The organism is Streptococcus sp. 20925_1_22, assembly GCF_041431685.1.
Lineage (GTDB): Bacteria > Bacillota > Bacilli > Lactobacillales > Streptococcaceae > Streptococcus.
Genome location: NZ_JAPVYE010000002.1, coordinates 292,442 through 310,953 on the forward strand (window position 1 = coordinate 292,442; position 18,512 = coordinate 310,953).

Sequence of the window (18,512 nt, forward strand, 5' to 3'; positions counted from 1 at the left end):
TTGGCAAAGATATCGAAGTGAAATATGACAGGAGGAACCGACATGTCAGATTTATCAGATGCTATTTTGAACCAGGTAGTCCTTGAACTGAAAGAGCGCTTGGACGGTCCTGCCAAGGAGAGTTTTACCAAACTACCGCCTAGCCACCAGCGCGAATGGGCTCGCTATATCAGTGAAGCCAAAAAAGATGAGACCAAGCTGCGCCGCATAGAAAAGATGAAGGTGGATTTGCTGAAGCCTTAAAGAAAGAGAAGTTATGCTATTAGAGGAATTTGAAGATGTAGCAGCAGTCATTGAGCCAAATGAAAAGCCAGTCCATGACAAGGGTGAAGTGTGTGAAACCATCATCCTGTCCTTTAATGGCGAAATTCTGAAACGTTTGGTCGAGTCAGAGGAAGTCTATCCGGGAGGCTATTTGAAAAGCATAAACGGACAGCATCCATGGTATATTTACCGCCAAGGTCCTAGCAAGCTAGCAGTTATGTTGGCTCCGATTGGGGCTCCCATGATAGTTGGCCAGCTGGAGGAGTTGGCGGCTAGAGGCTTCAAGAATTTCATCATTCTAGGTTCCTGTGGCGTTTTGGACCGCTCAATTGAGGCTGACAAGATCATCCTGCCTGCAGCCGCATTGCGAGATGAAGGAACTAGCTATCACTATGCCCCACCGGGTGACGAAGTAGCCTATGACGAGTCTCTGCTGATCGAGCTGGAAGCCATCTTTGACAAGCACAATATCGAGCATATCCGCACCAAGTCTTGGACGACTGATGCCTTTTATCGAGAAACGCCTGATAAGGTCAAGCGTCGCTTGGCTGCTAGAGCCAAAGTGGTGGACATGGAAGCTTCAGCTATCATGGCTTGGAGTCAATTTCGCAAGAGTAAAGTCTATCAGTTCTTCTACACAGCTGACTATGTGGATCATCATAACCGAACCTGGGATGCCCGCCATGAAGAGCGGACAGCTGATGCCATGACTTTTTTCACTATCGCTTTGACAATAGCAAAGGAACTAGAAAGGTAACTACAAGAATGGCAGTATATTTTTACGGCTGTATCACCATGGATGGCTACTTGGCAGACAGCCAGCACAGGATAGACTGGCTGCATCAGCTTGGTTCTGTAGAGGATACAGGCTATGATGACTTTTACAAGCAAATGGATATCACCATCATGGGCAAGCGGACCTTTGAGGAAATCCAAGATTTGCAAGATGTAGAAAGTTTTTATCAAGCTACGGAAAACTATGTCTTTACGCATGATAGGCACCTGCCTGTCAGCAATTACCAACCAGTAGCTGGGGATGTGGTGGACTTTGTTCACCAGATTGACAAAGGCAAAAATGTCTTTGTGATTGGTGGTAATTCCTTGGTAGGACCGCTCTTGGATGCGGATCTTTTCGACCACCTCATTATTCAGATAGCACCCCTTATCCTAGGAAAGGGGGTTCCCCTCTTTACCCAAGAGGAAGGGCAGCGCTTTTACCAACTGGATAGCCTCAGACAATTTGGCCCTTTTGCAGAGCTGGTTTTCAGCCGAAAAAGTCAGAAATAGAGAAGGGAGTGGACCGCATGATTAAAATTTACGACACCATGACCCGCAGCCTACGTGAATTTGTGCCCATTGAAGAGGGCAAGGTTCGCATGTATGTCTGCGGTCCGACGGTTTATAACTATATCCATGTCGGCAATGCCCGCTCAACAGTAGCTTTTGACACGGTTTGTCGCTATTTTGAGTATCGGGGATTTGAGGTCAACTATATTTCCAATTTTACAGATGTAGATGATAAGATTATCCATCGCGCCAAGGAAGAAGGCATCACACCAAAAGAAGTGGCGGACAAGTATATCGCGGCTTTTCGTGAGGATGTATCAGCTTTGGGTGTTAAGCCGGCTACTCAGCATCCGCGCGTGATTGACTTTATGGAGGCAATCATTGACTTTGTGCGGACTTTGGTGGACAAGGGCTACGCCTATGAGTCAGAAGGCGATGTCTATTTCCGAGTGGAAAAATCTCACAATTATGCCAAACTAGCCAACAAAACCTTGGCAGACTTGGAGTTGGGTGCTTCTGGTCGGACAGATGAGGAGACTGCTCGTAAGGAAAATCCGGTGGATTTTGCTCTCTGGAAGGCAGCTAAGCCGGGCGAGATTTCTTGGGACAGCCCTTGGGGAGCAGGTCGTCCGGGCTGGCACATCGAGTGTTCGGTCATGTCGACGGAGATTTTGGGTGATACTATTGATATCCACGGTGGTGGGGCAGACCTAGAGTTTCCTCACCATACCAATGAAATCGCCCAGTCAGAGGCCAAGACTGGTCAGACTTTTGCCAACTACTGGATGCATAATGGCTTTGTCAACATTGACGATGTTAAGATGTCCAAGTCTCTAGGCAATTTTATCACTGTTCATGATGCCCTCAAGACCATTGACGGTCAGGTATTGCGTTTCTTCTTTGCTACCCAGCATTACCGCAAGCCTATCAATTTCACAGAAAAAGCTGTTCATGATGCAGCGACCAATCTCAAATATTTGAAAAATACCTATGAGCAGCCTTTCACGGGTCAGGCAGAATCTGCTCAGCTTCAGGCCTTTCTGGACAAGTTTACCGCCGCTATGGACGAAGACTTCAATGCGGCTAACGGTATCACGGTTGTCTTCGAGTTAGCTAAGTGGATCAACTCTGGCAATTACACCTCTGAAGTCAAGGCAGCCTTTGCCAAGCTCTTAGAAGTTTTTGGTATCGTCTTCGTAGAAGAAGTCTTGGATGCGGACATTGAGCGCTTGATTGAGGAGCGCCAAGCAGCGCGGGCTAATCGAGACTTTGCGACTGCAGACCGTATTCGGGATGAATTGGCCGCTCAGGGCATCAAGCTTTTGGATACTAAGGACGGAGTGAGGTGGACACGTGACTGATGTCAACCTGATTAACGGTATTGCCCTCGCCTTTGAGGGAGATGCTGTCTACTCCATGTATATCCGACGTCACCTGATTTTTCAAGGTCTGACCAAGCCCAATCAGCTGCACAGGGAAGCGACCAAGTATGTTTCTGCCAAGGCTCAGGCTAATCTTATCTCTCTCATGCTGGAAGAAGGGATTCTGACGGAAAAGGAAGAGGATATCTACAAGCGCGGCCGCAATGCCAATAGCCACACCAAGGCTAAGAATACAGATATCGTCACCTACCGTATGTCTACCGGCTTTGAGGCAGTCATGGGCTACCTGCATATGACCGAAGCCATTGAGCGACTGGAAGAGCTGATTGACTGGTGTATTCAACGGGTGGAGGAAAGCAAATAAAAAAAGATTATCTAGATCCGTTTATAAGCTAGATAAATTGAAGATATCTAAAACAGAGTTGTTGCGGCAGCTCTTTTCTTTAGAGCTTTTATTTGCTATAATATACAAAGTAGAAAACATTTATAGGAGAAAAACTGTGAAAAAATACTTTACTCTGTCGGTAGCGACTTTATCTTTGTTTTTGCTCTGTGCTTGCAGTAATAAGAAGCAAACAGAATCTTCTTCTAGTAGGGTTTCTAGTAGCAAGACTAGCAGTTCCTCTAGCAAATCTTCTTCTAGCAAAAAGGTTGAAAAAACTGATATAAAACTTTATGATTCTATTTTGGATATGTATGCTCAGGCGATTCAGAATCCGAAAGCTAATCAACAAAACCAAGAGATTAATTGGATTGTTTCTCAAGCAAATATTCATCCACAAGTTTATAGTGGAGTCTTCTATAGTTATTATGACCTAGATAAAAACGGAACAGAAGAGCTGATTGTTGCTATGGGGCGCGTGAATGCTGATGTGAAGTATGATCTTCTGGATATTTATACTATTGATGACCAAAAACCACTTCGATTGACAAATAAAGAGAACCAGTTGGATATGATTGGAGAGCGGATGATTTTGGCTCCTTTGGAAGATGGATCATTCCTTTATAGAGGAGCTTCTTCAGCTACTGAGGCTCAATATATTCATTACAATTTCAATCAAAAAGGCAATGCACTGGAAAAAGTGGCAGAGGGAGCAAGTCAAGACTCACTTGGACAATTGCCTGCTTTTCTAGATTTATCTATTCTGGATTGGAAAGTCTTGGGTAAAACGGAAACGAATACGGAAAGTTCAACATCTTCTATGGATGAGGAAGCTATCAAAAATGGAGACTACTCTAGCATTGTAGGAACTTGGAAAAGTGGTACTGGAAATACATTGGTGTTTGATGCCAATGGTTTGGTGAGCGAAACTCAACATTTGAGTGAATATGGTGCAAGAGATATGTATGGTTTTGTTAGTATTGGAGTCCTCCCTAAGCAAGGTGCAGGTGGTTATGTAATAGCTTTTATACCTAAAGGAAAAGACTACACTATCACTAATGCAGGAGAAACATATAAAGATGCATCAGACCATGAACGAGATCGGATATGGGCGGGTCAAGGACTTGGAACCAATACAGATCCAAATTCCTTTTATTATAAAATAGACTGAAAAGACTAGCTGTCCTCCATGGCAGCTAGTCTTCTTTATAATTCTCGTAAAATTCTACCTTAATTCTAATAAAGGTTTCCAAGTCTCGCAGGAGCTGCAGGAGCATGGCGCGGGTTTCAAATTCCTGACGGGTCTTAGGGAGTGGGCGCTCGCGAAATACGGTTAAATAGTTGTCAATCTCGTCCAGAAGGTCTCGGGCGGGATTTTCTTGGCTCAGTTGCTTAGCGGTCTGGGAGAAGAGGCGGGCTAAAATCAAGCTTTCACTGGCTGCTAGATGGCAGTTATTAATATTGCTGGCCATGTCTTGTAGGATACGGTTTTGAGCCTGCCGCATTTCAAAATAGTGGATATGGTAGTTGGTCTGGTGAAAGAGGTGGTTGGAGTGGTCCAGATAGACCAGCTGCAAGGCCTGTTGCAAAATCTTGTCCAGCTCCTTGATCAGCGCTGCATCATTTCGGCCGTCTCCAGCTTTTAAGAAATATTCAAAGCGTAGCAAAATCTTTTTCAGCTGTTCCTCCACTTGCTCATGGTAGCTGTCAATCTCTTTCTGGCGCGAGGGCATATAGAGATTGGCTAGCAGCGCAAAGCCAGTTCCAATGAGAAATAGAGCTAGTTCATTTCCAAGGAGTGACCAGGAGGTGGATTTTTCTAAGAGCAGATGGGTGACGAGGACGGTACTAGGTGTAATGCCGATTTCCCAGCCAAGGCGAAAGGCCAGAGGCACATAGACTACGATATAGATGGCCAATGCTCCGAGATGAAAACCTAGAAAGTGAAAAGCCAGGCTTCCGATAGCCAGAGCCAGCAGGGTAGATAAAAAGCGATTGCCAGCTAGCTTTGCAGTGCTGCGGCGGGTATCGGTCACGCTGAGGATAGCAATAATTCCAGCTGAAGTTGAGTAGGCCAGACCTAAAAAGTCAGCCAGCCAAGCAGCTAGACAGGTAGCTAGTACCAGCTTGATGGTGCGTTGGAGGAGAGACATGAGTAAGAGTTTCCTTTTTTAGACTTCTTTCTATTATAGCATGACAGACGGGGAATCTTAGGGGCTGCTGATTGCTTTTTATCAGAGCAGAATTCTGTCTCGCCCGAGTAAATCCTGCCGCCATTTTTTCGCCTTTGTGTTATACTAGTCCTATGGAAAAAAACGATATTGTCTACGGTGTGCATGCGGTGACAGAGGCTCTCGCAGCTAACACTGGAAATAAACTCTACATTCAAGACGACCTGCGTGGTAAAAAGGTCGACAAAATCAAAGATTTAGCAGCAGAAAAGAAGGTTTCTATCTCATGGACGCCTAAGAAAACCTTGCAGGAGATGACTGATGGAGCTGTTCACCAGGGCTTTGTCCTGCGGGTGGCGGAGTTCGCCTATACTGACTTCGAGGTGCTGTTGAAAAAAGCAGAGCAGGAAGACAATCCGCTCTTGCTGATTTTGGATGGGCTGACTGACCCGCATAATCTGGGCTCTATCTTACGGACGGCTGACGCGACCAATGTAGCGGGAGTCATCATTCCCAAGCACCGGGCAGTCGGTGTGACACCAGTCGTGGCCAAGACTTCAACGGGTGCCATTGAGCATATTCCTATTGCCCGTGTGACTAATCTCAGCCAGACTCTGGACAAGCTCAAGGAAGCTGGTTTCTGGATTTTCGGTACAGATATGCAGGGGACGCCTTCTCATAAGTGGAATACAGCAGGCAAGCTGGCCCTCATCATCGGCAACGAAGCTAAGGGGATCTCAAGCAATATTAAAAAGCAAGTGGACGAGATGATTTCCATTCCCATGAATGGGCATGTTCAGAGCCTCAATGCCAGTGTCGCAGCGGCTATTCTCATGTATGAAGTATTTCGCAATCGCCTATGAAAAGAAAAATCTTACTGGTGGACGGTTACAATATGACGGCCTTTTGGCGGGAGACTCGTCCTTACTTTAACCGCGGAGAACTAGATGCCGCACGAACGATTCTGCTTCAGAAGCTCAGTAATTATGCCAGTTTTGAAGGACTGGAAGTTATCTGCGTCTTTGATGCCCAGTATATGCCGGGAGTTCGGCAGACCTACGAGGAGTTTAATGTGACGGTCGTTTTCACTGAAGAGGAGGAAACGGCGGATGACTATATCGAGCGCTTGGCAGCTGAGCTCAATACACCCAAAAATCAGGTGTCAGTTGCGACTAGCGATCTCAATGAGCAGTGGACTGTCTTCGCCCAAGGAGCTTTGAGAGTTTCCGCTAGAGAGCTAGAGAAGCGAGTGGCTGTTACCAAATCAGACCTCAATAAACTGAGCGGACAAATCAACCTGCAAAGACCGCCCTTGCGACCGATGGACAGCCAATCTTTGCGTGATTTACAAAAAATGATGGAGAAAAAAGATGACCTTTAAAATTTTAACCGATTCAACAGCAGACCTGCCAGAAAACTGGACCCAGGAAAATGATGTTCAGGTCCTAGGCCTGACCATTCAGCTAGATGGCCAAACTTATGAGACAGTTGGCGCAGGCAAGCTGACCAGCCAAGAACTTCTGGATAAGATGGAGTCCGGCAGTAAGCCGACTACCAGTCAGATCAATGTCGGCCAGTTTGAAGATGTTTTTCGTAGCTATGCCAAGGAAGAGACACCAGTTCTCTATGTAGCCTTTGCTTCAGCCCTGTCAGGTACTTATCAGAGTGCTGTCATGGCACGGGAGATAGTCTTGGAAGATTTTCCAGGTGCACTGATTCGCATCATTGATACCAAGGCGGCTTCTATGGGGGAAGGACTTTTAGTCATGAAAGCGGCAGAAGCTAGAGCGGCAGGCCAGACCTTGGAGCAGACAGCAGACTTGATTGAGAGCTTGGTGCCTAAGGTCAAGACATATTTTCTGGTTGATGACCTCAATCATCTCATGCGGGGTGGTCGGATTTCCAAAACTGCTGCGCTTATGGGGAGCTTGGTCAATATCAAGCCGATTATCGCTGTCAAGGGAGATGGGACTCTGGACTCGGTCGCTAAGGTTCGCGGCAAGAAGAAGGCACAGGCTGAAGTTGTCCGCATGACTCTGGAGGGAGTTGCTGACCCGCGGGTGGTCATCGCCTATGCAGGTGCCGAAGAGATTGCTGAGAGTCTAAAAGCCCAGCTGCTGGAAAGCGACCAAGTAGAGGAAGTTCTCCTCATGCCTCTGGGACCTGTCATTTCTACCCATACTGGTCCTGGAACTTTGGGACTCTTTAGTATTGCCCAAGACATTCAAGACTAAGAAAACATGAAATCGCTATTTCATAAATAATTGCTTCAAATCTATTGCTTTTGCCTACTATTTTTGATATGATAGTAGGCGGTATTGTTTACCCCATTTGTAAGGCCCCGGAACCTTTCAAATAACTCGCGGACCGGAACATCCGCCCTGTAAACAAAAACGATATTTATATAGGAGAAATCATGAACAAAACAACATACATGGCTAAGCCAGGTGAAGTTGAACGCAAATGGTATGTAGTGGACGCTACTGATGTCCCTCTTGGACGCCTTTCTGCTGTTGTAGCAAGCGTACTTCGCGGAAAAAACAAACCAACCTTTACACCACACACTGATACAGGTGACTTCGTAATCGTTATCAACGCTGAAAAAGTAAAATTGACTGGTAAAAAAGCGACTGATAAGATCTACTACACTCACTCTATGTACCCAGGTGGATTGAAACAAATCTCAGCAGGTGAGCTTCGCTCTAAGAATGCTGTTCGTTTGATCGAAAAATCTGTTAAAGGTATGCTTCCGCACAATACTCTTGGCCGCGCTCAAGGTATGAAGCTGAAAGTATTTGTAGGCGCTGAGCACACTCACGCTGCACAACAACCAGAAGTTCTTGATATTTCAGGACTTATCTAAGGAAAGGAACAAATAAGCTATGTCACAAGCACAATATGCAGGTACTGGACGTCGTAAAAACGCTGTTGCACGCGTTCGCCTTGTTCCAGGAACTGGTAAAATCACTGTAAACAAAAAAGATGTTGAAGAGTACATCCCACACGCTGACCTTCGCTTGGTTATCAACCAACCATTCGCAGTTACTTCAACTGTTGGTCAATACGACGTTTTCGTAAACGTTGATGGTGGTGGCTACGCTGGTCAATCAGGCGCTATCCGTCACGGTATCGCTCGTGCCCTTCTTCAAGTAGACCCTGACTTCCGCGATTCATTGAAACGCGCAGGCCTTCTTACTCGTGATGCCCGCATGGTAGAACGTAAGAAACCAGGTCTTAAGAAAGCTCGTAAAGCATCACAATTCTCAAAACGTTAATCAATACGATTATATCAACGTTTACAGACATTCAAGAATTATTTCTTGGATGTCTTTTTTGTTTCAAAAAATCAAAGTTCACCCCAAAATTCACCCCATATTCACCCCATCAATTTTTTAAACTACGAAAAGCAATATCACCTACAGTCTGATTGACTTTATCTTTGATATTAACGTAAGTTTTTGTAATCTCTTTATCACTATGAGTAAGAGCTTCTGAGAAGGCTTCAAGAGAAACACCTGCTTGTTTAGCAAGAGTAGCACCAGTATGTCTTAGTTTGTGTGGTGATGCTGGTGCTAATTCGGGATGTCTTCGTCTGACTGATTTCATCTTGATAAAACTTAAAATTTTTCTAATTATAACGAAGCATAGTCAAAAAGCTATGACCTCTATATTCACAAAAAAATCCAGACCAATACTAGTCCAGATTTCTTGTCTATTAAACATTCTTTTCAAAGAATGGAAGAACGGCTGTAACGGCTTTGTCAACGCAATTATTTAACTGTGAGAATCCGACGCACATAAATTTTAAATGGTGTCTCAGTCACATTTAAATTTATGAGACGCTTAGACGTTAGGCTTTCAATTTGTCAAATTTTGCTTTGACATTTGCCTTGAATTCTTCAAGTTTAGCCTTGCGTTCGGCTTTACGTTCAGCCTTCATTTGTGCACGTGCCTGGTTGTAGAGGTCTTCTTGGACTTGCAGAGCTGCTTCGATTTCGGCTACGACGGTTGCTACATCCCAACGCACGATTTGGGTGTCGTACTTGGTGAAGTAAGCATCGATGACTGCTTCGTTGTTTTCTTGCACCAAGGCGACAACGGCTGTTTCGCCGTCGATCAATTTTTGAGACACAACGTCAATCAAGCCAGCTTCTGCCGTATCAACGGTATCACCAGCAGCCAAACCATAGAGGCTGCCAATACCATAACCAAACAAGACGCCGATAGGACCACCCAAAAGCCCGATAACTGCACCGAGCAAGCCACCTTCTAGGGTTGCATCCGTCGTTGAATCTTCAAAGTCATAGCGTTCTTTTTCAACGATGTGACCGTTTTCATTTTTGACCAAGGCGATTTGAGCAACCTTGGTCGTCTGAGTTTGGCGGAAAGCCTTCAAATCCGCAAAGGACTGATAAGCTTCGCTTTCAGTGTTAAAGACTGAAACTACTAGGTTTTCCATAGTTAGTACCTCTTTTCTAAATATATACGTTCATTATAATACAGTTTCAATCACTTTTCAATCATTTTAGTGCGACATTTTAATTGATATGTCGCGTTTATCAGCGTCAAAGAACAGTTTCAGGCAGCGGTATATCTTTGCCATATCCCAGCCCAGACACTCTGGCGACTCTGAGTGATTATCAAGAAAGGCGTCCAGCAACATCTTAAAGCCTCCCGTGCAAAAAGTAAATAAATAGTGTTTTTCCTGTATGCCTGTCACACGGCTAAAAGACCGCTTGACCAAATCTTCCAGAAAATTATAGCAGATATTATGTACCAGCTCTGTGTAGCGAGTCTGATGAGCGTGCCGAATCACATCGACACTTTTATAGAATCTGCCAACTGTTTCCTTATGGTCGAATCCTTGAAAGAAGTCGCTTTATTCGTCGGTCAAGACAATTAATTTGGCTGGTGCAACTGATTCGCCAAGCTATGAACAAGCAATTATTACCTTTTGAAAGCAAAAATGGCAATTATGAAGGTGAAGCTACTCAGGTCTTAGTTCTTCTATCCAATTACTATGCAGACAAAAAACTATTTGATGAAAATACAGATGAATATGGAAATATCTTGATTTTAAAGGATTCATCCATCATTTCTAAATTATCGGCTATCCCAGATTTATTAAAAAGGGGATCTAGTAGGTAACAATAATATCGAATATATCAAAGTACGCAATATTAGGATTTCTTCAGAGGTTGAGTTAGAGTCAGATGTTGATGGGGATAAGTCGGATAATCTGCCAATAGATATAAAAATACTAGAAAACAGGCTTGAAAAAGGCTCGTAAAGCTAGCCAGTTCTCTAAACGTTAATTCGTTGCTGGACAGCAGAATACAAACGAAAACACTTTGCATCTTGCAAGGTGTTTTTTTCTATGAGAACTGGCGGTGCGCAATTAGGATAGCTCTAGCGACTTTAGTCGCATAGAGATATGCTATGCACAGTTGCCTCAAGAAAACAATGCTTCTTGGTCCACCCTGTTAGACAAGCTTCAAAACCAAGGAATCCAACAGATTTCTCTTGTAGTTACAGATGGCTTTAAGGGGCTTGAGCAGATTATCAGTCAGGCTCACCCATTAGCTAAACAACAATGTTGCTTAATTCATATTAGTCGAAATCTAGCTAGTAAAGTGAAACGAGCAGATAGAGCGGTTATTCTGGGGCAATTTATAATGATTTATCGTGCTGAAAATTTAGAAATGGCAGGACAAGCTTTAGAGGACTTTCTCGCCGAATGGAAACCAAAGTATAGGAAAGTCATGGAAAGTCTGGAGAAGACGGATAATCTTTTAACTTTTTATCAGTTTCCCTACCAGATTTGGCACAGCATGTATTCGACAAACCTCATTGAGTCTCTTAACAAAGAAATCAAACATCAAACGAAAAAGAAGGTTCTTTTTCCTAATGAGGAGGCTCTGGAACGTTACTTAGTTACGTTGTTTGAAGATTATAATTTCAAGCAAAGTCAACGAATCCATAAAGGGTTTGGTCAATGTTCTGATACACTTGAAAGCTTATTTAATTAACACTCCGTAACTCTACTTAAGTGTTTACACATAATTATTGACAGTATCAAAAAATAAAGTATATTGTTTTCATCATAATATAATTAAATATCAGTATAGAGAATTTTATCTATATATCAGATATCAGCAATTGCTTTTGCTGTCATTTTTCGCTACAATAGTTACAAGGAGGAAATAAACATGTTAAAAGAAGTATTAAACGTCGCAAAAGTTGCGAAAAAATCATCTCTCTTCTTAGGAGGGGTAGCATTTGGGACGCTTGGCTTGAAAGTCTTAGCAAGTAAAGAAGCTAAGAAAGGCTATTCTAAGGCCTTGGCTAAAGCTTACAAATTGAAAGATGGACTGGATGCATCTGTTTCTGTTGTAAAACAACACGGTGATGATGTTTTACAAGACGCTAAATATTTATACGAACAGGAAAAGAAAGAAGAACAATTAGATAGCCTGACAGGTGAATAATATGTCTTTTAAAGTGCTACACAGAGGATATCAACATATCCGATTATCGTCCTCGTTTTCACTGACCTTGGATATTCAAGATTATCTTCGTTCCTTGGCTAAAGATGAAAAAGGGATCGACTCTATTCAGTTTTATATGGATCAGCAGCACTTTACTCTACGTATGAAAGAAGGCTTCTCTGTATTAGAAAATGCAGAGGCCTTTTTAAAAAAAATTGACAAGGGGAAAGTTTCGGACTTGATGACTCTTCCCATTCGTAGAGAAGAGAGTGCTTATTCAATTGTATCGGGTGCAGCGATTAAGCGTTTGCTGTTTCGAAGTTTTGTACCCTACCCTATTCGTTATATTTGGACTTGTTATCAGGCTTTGGGTTATGTCAAAGAAGCCTATCAAACTTTAGCGCGCAAGGAACTAACCATGGAGGTCTTGGACTGTTCGGCCATTTTGTTGTCCTTGTTTATGAACCAATCCAAGACAGCTAGCAACATCATGTTTATGCTTGATTTGGGTAATCATCTGGATCAGTGGTCTTTAAAAAAAACAGCAACAGATTTGGAACAAAGCCTTCTTGCTAAAGAAAGTGATGTTTTCTTAGTGCGGGGAGACATGGTCATCAGCATCAAGAGTTCTGATGTTCAAGTAGGTGATGTATTAGTTGTCTCCCAAGGGAATGAAATCTTGTTTGACGGCCAAGTGGTTTCAGGATTAGGCATGGTCAATGAGAGTTCCTTGACTGGAGAGAGCTTCCCTGTTGAAAAGAAAGAGGGAGATTCTGTATGTGCGAATACTGTTTTGGAAACAGGAGAGTTAAGAATTCGTGTGACTGATAATCAGATAAACAGTCGTATTTTGCAACTCATCAATCTGATGAAAAAATCTGAAGAGAGTAAGAAGACAAAACAACGTCATTTTATTAGGATGGCAGACAAGGTTGTAAAATATAACTTCTTAGGTGCTGGTTTGACTTATCTGTTAACAGGTTCGTTTTCAAAAGCCATTTCCTTTTTATTGGTGGATTTTTCATGTGCTCTAAAAATATCCACACCTGTAGCCTACCTTACGGCCATAAAGGAAGGTCTAAATCGAGAAATGGTTATTAAAGATGGTGATGTATTAGAAAAATATCTGGAAGTGGATACTTTCTTGTTTGATAAAACGGGTACCATCACGACGAGTTATCCTTTGGTTGAAAAGGTTCTTCCTTTCGGAGATTATACTGAGAAAGATATTTTAAGAATAAGTGCATGTTTGGAGGAACATATCTATCATCCTATTGCCAATGCAATTGTTAAACAAGCTGAAATTGAAGGCATTGAACACGAAGAAATGCATGGCAAGCTTCAGTATGTTGCAAGCAAAGGGATTAAATCGCAAATTGATGGTCAATCGGTTGTCATTGGAAATTATGTACTAATGCAAGACGAACAGGTAAGAATTAGTTCTGAGCAGCTGGCCTTGATTGAGCAATATAAGACTCATTACAATTTATTGTTTTTGGCTTATAAGAAAGAATTAATTGGGATGTTTTGTATCCACACTCCCTTGAGAAGCGAGGCGAAAGTTGCATTGAAAAAGCTAAAGCGCCAAGGGAAAAAACTGATTCTGGCAACTGGTGATACGTTGGCTAGAACAGAAGAGTTGGTTAAAGATCTGCCATTTGACAACGTTTATACTGATTTAAAACCAGATGGTAAGTTTCAGTTGGTTCAGGAATTACAGAAAGCTGGCCGAACTATTTTGATGGTTGGAGACGGGTTAAACGACTCTGCTGCCTTGACGCTTGCAGATATTGGGGTTGTGATGAATGAAAGTGCTGATATTTCTAAGCAGATGAGTGATATTTTATTATTAGATAATCGTTTAGATTTCTTCGAGGAATTGAATTCTTTATCTGAATCGTTGCAGAAATTAATTCAAAGAAATATTCAAGAAACAGTTGTAATAAATGGAAGTTTAATTGGATTTGGGTTGTTAAATTGGTTAAGCCCATCTAATCTTTCGATATTGCACAATCTGACTACTTTAAGAATCGTCCTTCGTAGTCTTTCTATTAAAACTAGGTAAGAGACCGAGAAGCTGAGGTTATAAAAACTAAAAGGAGTTGTCTCATTTGAGAATAACGGCTCTTTGTCAACTGTAGTGGGTTGATGGAAAATTATACCCTGGAGAGGACCAAATTGGTTCTCTCCTTTTAAATATTGAAAAAACCATTGGCAGTGGACATACTTTAAGACTATATATTTCTGAAACTAGTTTCACAATACAAATATTGACATGCAATTATTAATTGGTGGATTTGAAGTTGACATCTACAAAGGTTAATGTTAGAATACATTCAAAAATATATTTGAATGAGGTGTTTTATGATTCAAAATATTGTTACTTCAATAATCCTGTATTCTGGGACAGCCGTAGACTTACTTATTATCCTAATGTTATTTTTTGCCAAAAGAAAAAGCAGAAAGGACATCATTAACATCTATTTAGGACAATTTCTAGGCTCTGTTAGTCTAATATTCCTAAGTTTGCTTTTTGCATTTGTCTTAAATTATATTCCTAGTAAAGAGATTTTAGGTTTACTCGGTTTGATTCCAATTTTCCTAGGCCTCAAAGTTTTGCTTTTAGGAGATTCTGATGGAGAAGCTATTGCAAAAGATGGTTTGCGAAAAGACAATAAAAACCTGATTTTTCTAGTCGCTATGATTACTTTTGCAAGTTGTGGCGCTGATAATATTGGTGTCTTTGTCCCATATTTTACCACCTTAAATTTAGCGAATTTGATAGTGACTTTACTTACTTTTCTAGTCATGATTTATCTCTTGGTTTTTTCTGCCCAAAAATTAGCACAAGTCCCTTCTGTTGGAGAAACTTTGGAAAAATATAGTAGATGGTTTATTGCCGTTGTCTATTTAGGATTGGGGATGTATATCCTGATTGAAAACAACAGCTTTGACATGCTATGGGCTGTGTTAGGCTAGGAGAAAAAATTATGAAAAAAGATAGTATCTGTCAAGTGGATGTTATAAATCAACAAAATGTTACAACCGCAACGAACTACCTTGAAAAGGAAAAAGTCCAAAAATCACTTCGCATTTTATCAAAATTTACCGATAATAAACAGATAAATATCATCTTTTATCTCCTTGCCGTCGAAGAACTCTGTGTCTGCGATATAGCCTGTTTATTAAATCTCAGTATGGCATCTGCCTCCCACCATCTTCGTAAACTAGCCAATCAAAACATCTTGGACACTAGAAGAGAGGGGAAAATTATATATTATTTTATAAAGGATGAGGAAATCAGAGATTTTTTTAATCAACTAGGATAACAACTATTTTTACTACTTTTCCATGATTATAGGGAGATTATAATCGTTGTTGTTTCAACGGTAGCAAACTGGTTTTTACATAAAGTAATTGATAAACCCAATATAGATCAGAAAGAATTACTTGAAGCTACCGCACAATATAGAAAGTTATTGATACCTGACCTAATAATTAAAGGAGTGGGATTGATTCTATCCTTAATTGTCTATCCTCCGATTATGATGTATAGTGTTTTAATTGCGGCATTTTATATCATAACTTTAAAAACACTATCTGAAAAAAGAGTGAATAACTAAAAAAATGGTGATCAAAGTTAGGTGTATTATTTTAATGCTTACAGACCTAAACTATTCCCCTATTTATAATCTATTGATTCATATTTTATGAAATTAATCAGTAGATATCGTTCTGAAAAGCCTTGATAATACGCTGTTTTTAGTCCAACTGAAACCCATACTTTCCAAACCAGGCTTGAAAAAAGCTCGTAAAGCATCACAATTTAGTAAACGTTAAAACTTATTTAAACTTATTGAAAGCATTTCGTATCAAAAATACGGGATGCTTTTTCTGTTCACCCCAAATTTTTGTAACTAGGTGATACTTGAAATTAATACAAATTTGGTTGTTTTTGATAAATCTAAGCAACACTACATGATGAAGTGAAAGGGGATGAATCTTTGATAGTATTCACTTATTGTGAAATATGATATATTTATTAATTAGATGGATGAATACTTCTAGAGTTAAATATAGTATAATAGGGACATACTTTTTGGTTTATTTTTGTTTGTAGTCGGATTATGAAAGAATATCCAATATTATGCGATAAGATAGAATGTTACAAAAAAGAAAGGGGATGCAATCCGATGAAGAAAGACAGATTAATTGTATTGACAGATGCTGTTCTAGCAATTATTATGACCATCTTGGTTTTAGAGTTAGAAAAACCAACAACACCAAGTCTTGAAGCTTTTTGGGATTTACGGCAAAATTTCTTTGCTTGTTTTCTTTCCTTTTTCTGGTTGGGATCGTTATGGATGGCACTAAACACATTATGGGAAAAGGTTGAGAAAATTTCCTCAGAAATTATTTGGTGGAATTTGTTTCTACTCTTGGAGCGGCAGGAGTTCTCTTTGGAGAATTTCATGCCATCCAAGATACCAGTCTGAATGATGTGGTGGACCGGATCTATATAAATGTCAAGGATTTACCGTTTCAGTCCTTGGGAGCTTTAGCTAATATCCTGTCTGATATTAAGAAGGGACTGATTCAAGACAGTCATATCTGGTCTTTCTTCCAGTCATTTTTCAAACAATATCAGTTGATAATCAGCTTAAATCAGATCTATCAGTTTGTCTATCTTTCTCTGATGGAGATCATGTCCTATCTTCACTTTGATTATTGGAAAAAAACGGCTCGGTCAGGAGCTAGTATGAATAAGGAGAACAAATGAAACGTTTAAAAATGTTATGGCATATTATGCAGGTTACGGGTTTTACTCGGTTTGCTCTGAGTTTTGTGACCTTTGTTTTTGGGTCAGGAGGCGTGCTTTTCCTAGTTGAACCTGCTATCACAAATTACGGAGACGGTCTTTGGTATGCTTTTGTGACTTCGACGACTGTCGGCTACGGGGATCTCCTAGCTGTGACCTTGATTGGAAGGATTACCAGTGTCTTCTTGACGATTTATGGGCTCATATTTTTTGGCTGTTTATCAGCTGTTATTTTTAATTATTATACCAATTTAAATAAGGAAAGAGGAGAGGACAAATGACTGCCAATTATTCAACACGGGAATACCGTGAGAAATTATACGATGACCTTCATGTTCGATTGAGAGATACAGCGATTTTGATGTGTGCAATTTTTATTGCCTCTATCGGACTAAATATGAATTCAACAGCTGTCATTATAGGAGCCATGTTGATTTCACCTCTCATGACACCGATTGTTGGACTGGGATTCGGTTTAGCTATTTTTGATACGCGTTTAATCAAGCAATCTCTAGAGGTTTTATTGACTCAAGTGTTGGTCAGTTTGCTTGTCTCGACTCTGTATTTCTGGATTTCTCCCTTGTCTTATGCAAGTAGCGAGTTGATTGCACGAACCTCTCCAACCATTTGGGATGTCCTCATTGCTATTGCTGGTGGGATTGCTGGTGTGATCGGTTCAAGGAAAAAAGAAGCAAACAATATCGTGCCAGGAGTAGCCATTGCTACAGCTCTGATGCCGCCTATCTGTACTGCTGGCTATGGTTTAGCTAATGGGAATGTACGATTTTTATTGGGGGCTCTCTATCTTTTCTTGATCAACTGTGTCTTTATCATGCTAGCCAACATTGTTGGAACAAGAATTTTGATGAGAAAATCTCCTTTAACTTCATTTAAAGAGCTGAGCATTAAAATGAGAATTGGCTTGATATCTTTGATTGTATTGTTGATTCTTCCAGCTAGCTATTCGGCAGTTACTCTGACAATAGAACAAGCGCGCAAAGAAGGGATCAAACAGTTTGTAGGAAAAGAGTTCGCCAATTATACGGTTATTAATCAAGTCTACAAGTCAAGTAACAATGAATTGGTCTTGACGGTTGTTGGAGATCCGATTTCAGAAGAAGAATTAGAAACACTCCACCAAAAACAAGCCTCTTACGGTATTCAATCTGTTCAATTGAAAGTGAATCAAGTTCAGAACTCGCCAACATTAGATAGTGAAGCGACCAAGGAATTTTATGAAAACATTGACAAGTATATTGATCAAAAACTCTCTGAAAAAGATTCACAAAACGATCTCGTAAAAGAAAATGAAGCAGACAAGGATTGAGGACAATGAACTGAATCGGTTTTTACGCCGTGTTTTTCTTGTATCTTCCTCTTTCTTACTTATAGCAGGTTGTTTTTGCTTGAATAAGAAATAAATTAGAAGTTCTATCATCTAAGAAAAATGATGAACAAAAAATCATTTAACTAATGGTGTGAACGTTTAGTGTTTATCAGCTCCATTCTCTGTAATTTTGGGGGTAAAATCCACACCATTCGGATAAAATTAGTTGAATTTGATTGGAAAAAAGCTTTTATAAAAGCGGAGAAAAGTCTTGATATTACGCTGTTTTTAGTCCAACTGAAATTCATACTTTCCAAACCAGGTCTTAAGAAAGCTCGTAAAGCGTCACAATTCTCAAAACGTTAATCAATACGATACTATCAACATTTACA

Annotated in this window: 23 protein-coding genes and 4 pseudogenes; 23 read left to right on the forward strand and 4 right to left on the reverse strand. The window is 40.9% G+C overall.

The window, feature by feature from the left end; all coding sequences use genetic code 11:
* Positions 1-24 precede the first annotated feature (24 nt).
* From O3621_RS03925 to O3621_RS03950, 6 genes are all read left to right on the forward strand, one after another.
* A complete protein-coding gene (locus tag O3621_RS03925; RefSeq protein ID WP_002899010.1) occupies positions 25-243 on the forward strand; it encodes a YdeI/OmpD-associated family protein in 219 nt (72 codons plus the stop codon).
* 13 nt (positions 244-256) lie between these two features.
* Positions 257-1,021 (forward strand): nucleoside phosphorylase, encoded by a 765-nt coding sequence (locus O3621_RS03930; protein WP_002926042.1) that lies wholly within the window; start codon positions 257-259, stop codon positions 1,019-1,021.
* Between the two features lie 8 nt (positions 1,022-1,029).
* Positions 1,030-1,551 (forward strand): dihydrofolate reductase family protein, encoded by a 522-nt coding sequence (locus O3621_RS03935; protein WP_002926040.1) that lies wholly within the window; start codon positions 1,030-1,032, stop codon positions 1,549-1,551.
* Positions 1,552-1,568: 17 nt separating this feature from the next.
* Positions 1,569-2,912: a cysteine--tRNA ligase gene (gene cysS, locus O3621_RS03940; RefSeq protein WP_004184256.1), complete on the forward strand. Its 1,344-nt coding sequence runs from the start codon at positions 1,569-1,571 to the stop codon at positions 2,910-2,912.
* On the forward strand, positions 2,905-3,297 hold the full coding sequence (locus O3621_RS03945; protein ID WP_004185361.1) for a Mini-ribonuclease 3: 393 nt from the start codon (positions 2,905-2,907) through the stop codon (positions 3,295-3,297). Before cysS ends, O3621_RS03945 begins: the two co-directional genes overlap by 8 nt.
* Before the next feature lie 136 nt (positions 3,298-3,433).
* Positions 3,434-4,486, forward strand: coding sequence for a DUF6287 domain-containing protein (locus O3621_RS03950; protein ID WP_004185362.1), 1,053 nt, complete (start codon positions 3,434-3,436; stop codon positions 4,484-4,486).
* 25 nt (positions 4,487-4,511) lie between these two features.
* Here O3621_RS03950 and O3621_RS03955 read toward each other — a convergent pair whose 3' ends face one another.
* A complete protein-coding gene (locus O3621_RS03955) occupies positions 4,512-5,468 on the reverse strand; it encodes an aromatic acid exporter family protein (protein ID WP_371513732.1) in 957 nt (318 codons plus the stop codon).
* Between the two features lie 152 nt (positions 5,469-5,620).
* Here O3621_RS03955 and rlmB point away from each other — a divergent pair, with 152 nt between their 5' ends.
* From rlmB to rpsI, 5 genes are all read left to right on the forward strand, one after another.
* Positions 5,621-6,349, forward strand: a complete 729-nt coding sequence (rlmB, locus tag O3621_RS03960; protein ID WP_002911678.1) for a 23S rRNA (guanosine(2251)-2'-O)-methyltransferase RlmB — start codon at positions 5,621-5,623, stop codon at positions 6,347-6,349.
* Positions 6,346-6,867, forward strand: coding sequence for an NYN domain-containing protein (locus O3621_RS03965; RefSeq protein ID WP_002902298.1), 522 nt, complete (start codon positions 6,346-6,348; stop codon positions 6,865-6,867). The genes rlmB and O3621_RS03965 overlap by 4 nt, the downstream gene beginning before the upstream one ends.
* The gene (locus O3621_RS03970) at positions 6,857-7,720 is read left to right on the forward strand and encodes a DegV family protein (RefSeq protein ID WP_371513735.1); all 864 of its coding nucleotides are present in this window, start codon (positions 6,857-6,859) and stop codon (positions 7,718-7,720) included. Before O3621_RS03965 ends, O3621_RS03970 begins: the two co-directional genes overlap by 11 nt.
* A gap of 182 nt (positions 7,721-7,902) precedes the next feature.
* Positions 7,903-8,349: a 50S ribosomal protein L13 gene (gene rplM, locus O3621_RS03975; protein WP_002893769.1), complete on the forward strand. Its 447-nt coding sequence runs from the start codon at positions 7,903-7,905 to the stop codon at positions 8,347-8,349.
* A gap of 19 nt (positions 8,350-8,368) precedes the next feature.
* Positions 8,369-8,761 (forward strand): 30S ribosomal protein S9, encoded by a 393-nt coding sequence (gene rpsI / locus O3621_RS03980; RefSeq protein WP_002902303.1) that lies wholly within the window; start codon positions 8,369-8,371, stop codon positions 8,759-8,761.
* Between the two features lie 109 nt (positions 8,762-8,870).
* On the opposite strand, the gene O3621_RS03985 is transcribed toward rpsI, so the two are convergent.
* From O3621_RS03985 to O3621_RS03995, 3 genes are all read right to left on the reverse strand, one after another.
* The gene (locus O3621_RS03985; RefSeq protein ID WP_002893762.1) at positions 8,871-9,092 is read right to left on the reverse strand and encodes a tyrosine-type recombinase/integrase; all 222 of its coding nucleotides are present in this window, start codon (positions 9,090-9,092) and stop codon (positions 8,871-8,873) included.
* A 244-nt stretch (positions 9,093-9,336) separates the two neighbouring features.
* Positions 9,337-9,945: a DUF1269 domain-containing protein gene (locus tag O3621_RS03990; protein WP_002893760.1), complete on the reverse strand. Its 609-nt coding sequence runs from the start codon at positions 9,943-9,945 to the stop codon at positions 9,337-9,339.
* Positions 9,946-10,011: 66 nt separating this feature from the next.
* A complete protein-coding gene (locus tag O3621_RS03995; protein WP_037614148.1) occupies positions 10,012-10,302 on the reverse strand; it encodes a hypothetical protein in 291 nt (96 codons plus the stop codon).
* Between O3621_RS03995 and O3621_RS04000 the strand changes: the two are divergent.
* The 12 genes and pseudogenes from O3621_RS04000 to O3621_RS04055 form a co-directional block, all read left to right on the forward strand.
* Positions 10,296-10,439: pseudogene (locus O3621_RS04000) on the forward strand (IS982 family transposase); the annotation flags it as partial. The gene O3621_RS03995 and the pseudogene O3621_RS04000 overlap by 7 nt on opposite strands.
* A gap of 3 nt (positions 10,440-10,442) precedes the next feature.
* Positions 10,443-10,776 (forward strand): annotated as a pseudogene (locus tag O3621_RS04005) (diacylglycerol kinase family lipid kinase); the annotation flags it as partial.
* Positions 10,777-10,924: 148 nt separating this feature from the next.
* Positions 10,925-11,515: pseudogene (locus O3621_RS04010) on the forward strand (transposase); the annotation flags it as partial.
* Between the two features lie 180 nt (positions 11,516-11,695).
* The gene (locus O3621_RS04015) at positions 11,696-11,974 is read left to right on the forward strand and encodes a DUF6110 family protein (RefSeq protein ID WP_002893755.1); all 279 of its coding nucleotides are present in this window, start codon (positions 11,696-11,698) and stop codon (positions 11,972-11,974) included.
* Position 11,975: 1 nt separating this feature from the next.
* Positions 11,976-14,039, forward strand: coding sequence for a heavy metal translocating P-type ATPase (locus O3621_RS04020; protein WP_009660066.1), 2,064 nt, complete (start codon positions 11,976-11,978; stop codon positions 14,037-14,039).
* A gap of 299 nt (positions 14,040-14,338) precedes the next feature.
* Positions 14,339-14,953 (forward strand): CadD family cadmium resistance transporter, encoded by a 615-nt coding sequence (locus O3621_RS04025; protein WP_002911684.1) that lies wholly within the window; start codon positions 14,339-14,341, stop codon positions 14,951-14,953.
* Between the two features lie 11 nt (positions 14,954-14,964).
* Entirely contained in the window at positions 14,965-15,303 is a 339-nt protein-coding gene (gene cadX, locus O3621_RS04030) for a Cd(II)/Zn(II)-sensing metalloregulatory transcriptional regulator CadX (protein ID WP_000711078.1), read from the forward strand.
* Between the two features lie 39 nt (positions 15,304-15,342).
* A pseudogene (locus tag O3621_RS04035) lies at positions 15,343-15,597 on the forward strand (hypothetical protein); the annotation flags it as partial.
* Between the two features lie 570 nt (positions 15,598-16,167).
* On the forward strand, positions 16,168-16,470 hold the full coding sequence (locus O3621_RS04040) for a TMEM175 family protein (RefSeq protein WP_006151097.1): 303 nt from the start codon (positions 16,168-16,170) through the stop codon (positions 16,468-16,470).
* Positions 16,395-16,754, forward strand: a complete 360-nt coding sequence (locus O3621_RS04045) for a hypothetical protein (protein WP_000397555.1) — start codon at positions 16,395-16,397, stop codon at positions 16,752-16,754. Before O3621_RS04040 ends, O3621_RS04045 begins: the two co-directional genes overlap by 76 nt.
* Complete coding sequence (locus tag O3621_RS04050) at positions 16,751-17,074, forward strand: potassium channel family protein (protein ID WP_000825751.1); 324 nt, start codon at positions 16,751-16,753, stop codon at positions 17,072-17,074. Before O3621_RS04045 ends, O3621_RS04050 begins: the two co-directional genes overlap by 4 nt.
* Positions 17,071-18,120 carry a DUF389 domain-containing protein gene (locus O3621_RS04055; protein ID WP_000126416.1) on the forward strand — a complete coding sequence of 350 codons (1,050 nt, stop codon included), beginning with the start codon at positions 17,071-17,073 and terminating at the stop codon, positions 18,118-18,120. The genes O3621_RS04050 and O3621_RS04055 overlap by 4 nt, the downstream gene beginning before the upstream one ends.
* The last annotated feature ends 392 nt before the right edge of the window (positions 18,121-18,512 follow it).

Bases quoted from the DNA above. Each gene is read 5' to 3' on its own strand.
- O3621_RS03925 (WP_002899010.1), top strand. From the start codon at position 25: ATGACAGGAGGAACCGACATGTCAGATTTATCAGATGCTATTTTGAAC.
- O3621_RS03930 (WP_002926042.1), top strand. From the start codon at position 257: ATGCTATTAGAGGAATTTGAAGATGTAGCAGCAGTCATTGAGCCAAAT.
- O3621_RS03935 (WP_002926040.1), top strand. From the start codon at position 1,030: ATGGCAGTATATTTTTACGGCTGTATCACCATGGATGGCTACTTGGCA.
- cysS (WP_004184256.1), top strand. From the start codon at position 1,569: ATGATTAAAATTTACGACACCATGACCCGCAGCCTACGTGAATTTGTG.
- O3621_RS03955 (WP_371513732.1), bottom strand. From the start codon at position 5,468: ATGTCTCTCCTCCAACGCACCATCAAGCTGGTACTAGCTACCTGTCTA.
- rlmB (WP_002911678.1), top strand. From the start codon at position 5,621: ATGGAAAAAAACGATATTGTCTACGGTGTGCATGCGGTGACAGAGGCT.
- O3621_RS03965 (WP_002902298.1), top strand. From the start codon at position 6,346: ATGAAAAGAAAAATCTTACTGGTGGACGGTTACAATATGACGGCCTTT.
- O3621_RS03970 (WP_371513735.1), top strand. From the start codon at position 6,857: ATGACCTTTAAAATTTTAACCGATTCAACAGCAGACCTGCCAGAAAAC.
- rplM (WP_002893769.1), top strand. From the start codon at position 7,903: ATGAACAAAACAACATACATGGCTAAGCCAGGTGAAGTTGAACGCAAA.
- rpsI (WP_002902303.1), top strand. From the start codon at position 8,369: ATGTCACAAGCACAATATGCAGGTACTGGACGTCGTAAAAACGCTGTT.
- O3621_RS03985 (WP_002893762.1), bottom strand. From the start codon at position 9,092: ATGAAATCAGTCAGACGAAGACATCCCGAATTAGCACCAGCATCACCA.
- O3621_RS03990 (WP_002893760.1), bottom strand. From the start codon at position 9,945: ATGGAAAACCTAGTAGTTTCAGTCTTTAACACTGAAAGCGAAGCTTAT.
- O3621_RS04015 (WP_002893755.1), top strand. From the start codon at position 11,696: ATGTTAAAAGAAGTATTAAACGTCGCAAAAGTTGCGAAAAAATCATCT.
- O3621_RS04020 (WP_009660066.1), top strand. From the start codon at position 11,976: ATGTCTTTTAAAGTGCTACACAGAGGATATCAACATATCCGATTATCG.
- O3621_RS04025 (WP_002911684.1), top strand. From the start codon at position 14,339: ATGATTCAAAATATTGTTACTTCAATAATCCTGTATTCTGGGACAGCC.
- cadX (WP_000711078.1), top strand. From the start codon at position 14,965: ATGAAAAAAGATAGTATCTGTCAAGTGGATGTTATAAATCAACAAAAT.
- O3621_RS04040 (WP_006151097.1), top strand. From the start codon at position 16,168: ATGAAGAAAGACAGATTAATTGTATTGACAGATGCTGTTCTAGCAATT.
- O3621_RS04050 (WP_000825751.1), top strand. From the start codon at position 16,751: ATGAAACGTTTAAAAATGTTATGGCATATTATGCAGGTTACGGGTTTT.
- O3621_RS04055 (WP_000126416.1), top strand. From the start codon at position 17,071: ATGACTGCCAATTATTCAACACGGGAATACCGTGAGAAATTATACGAT.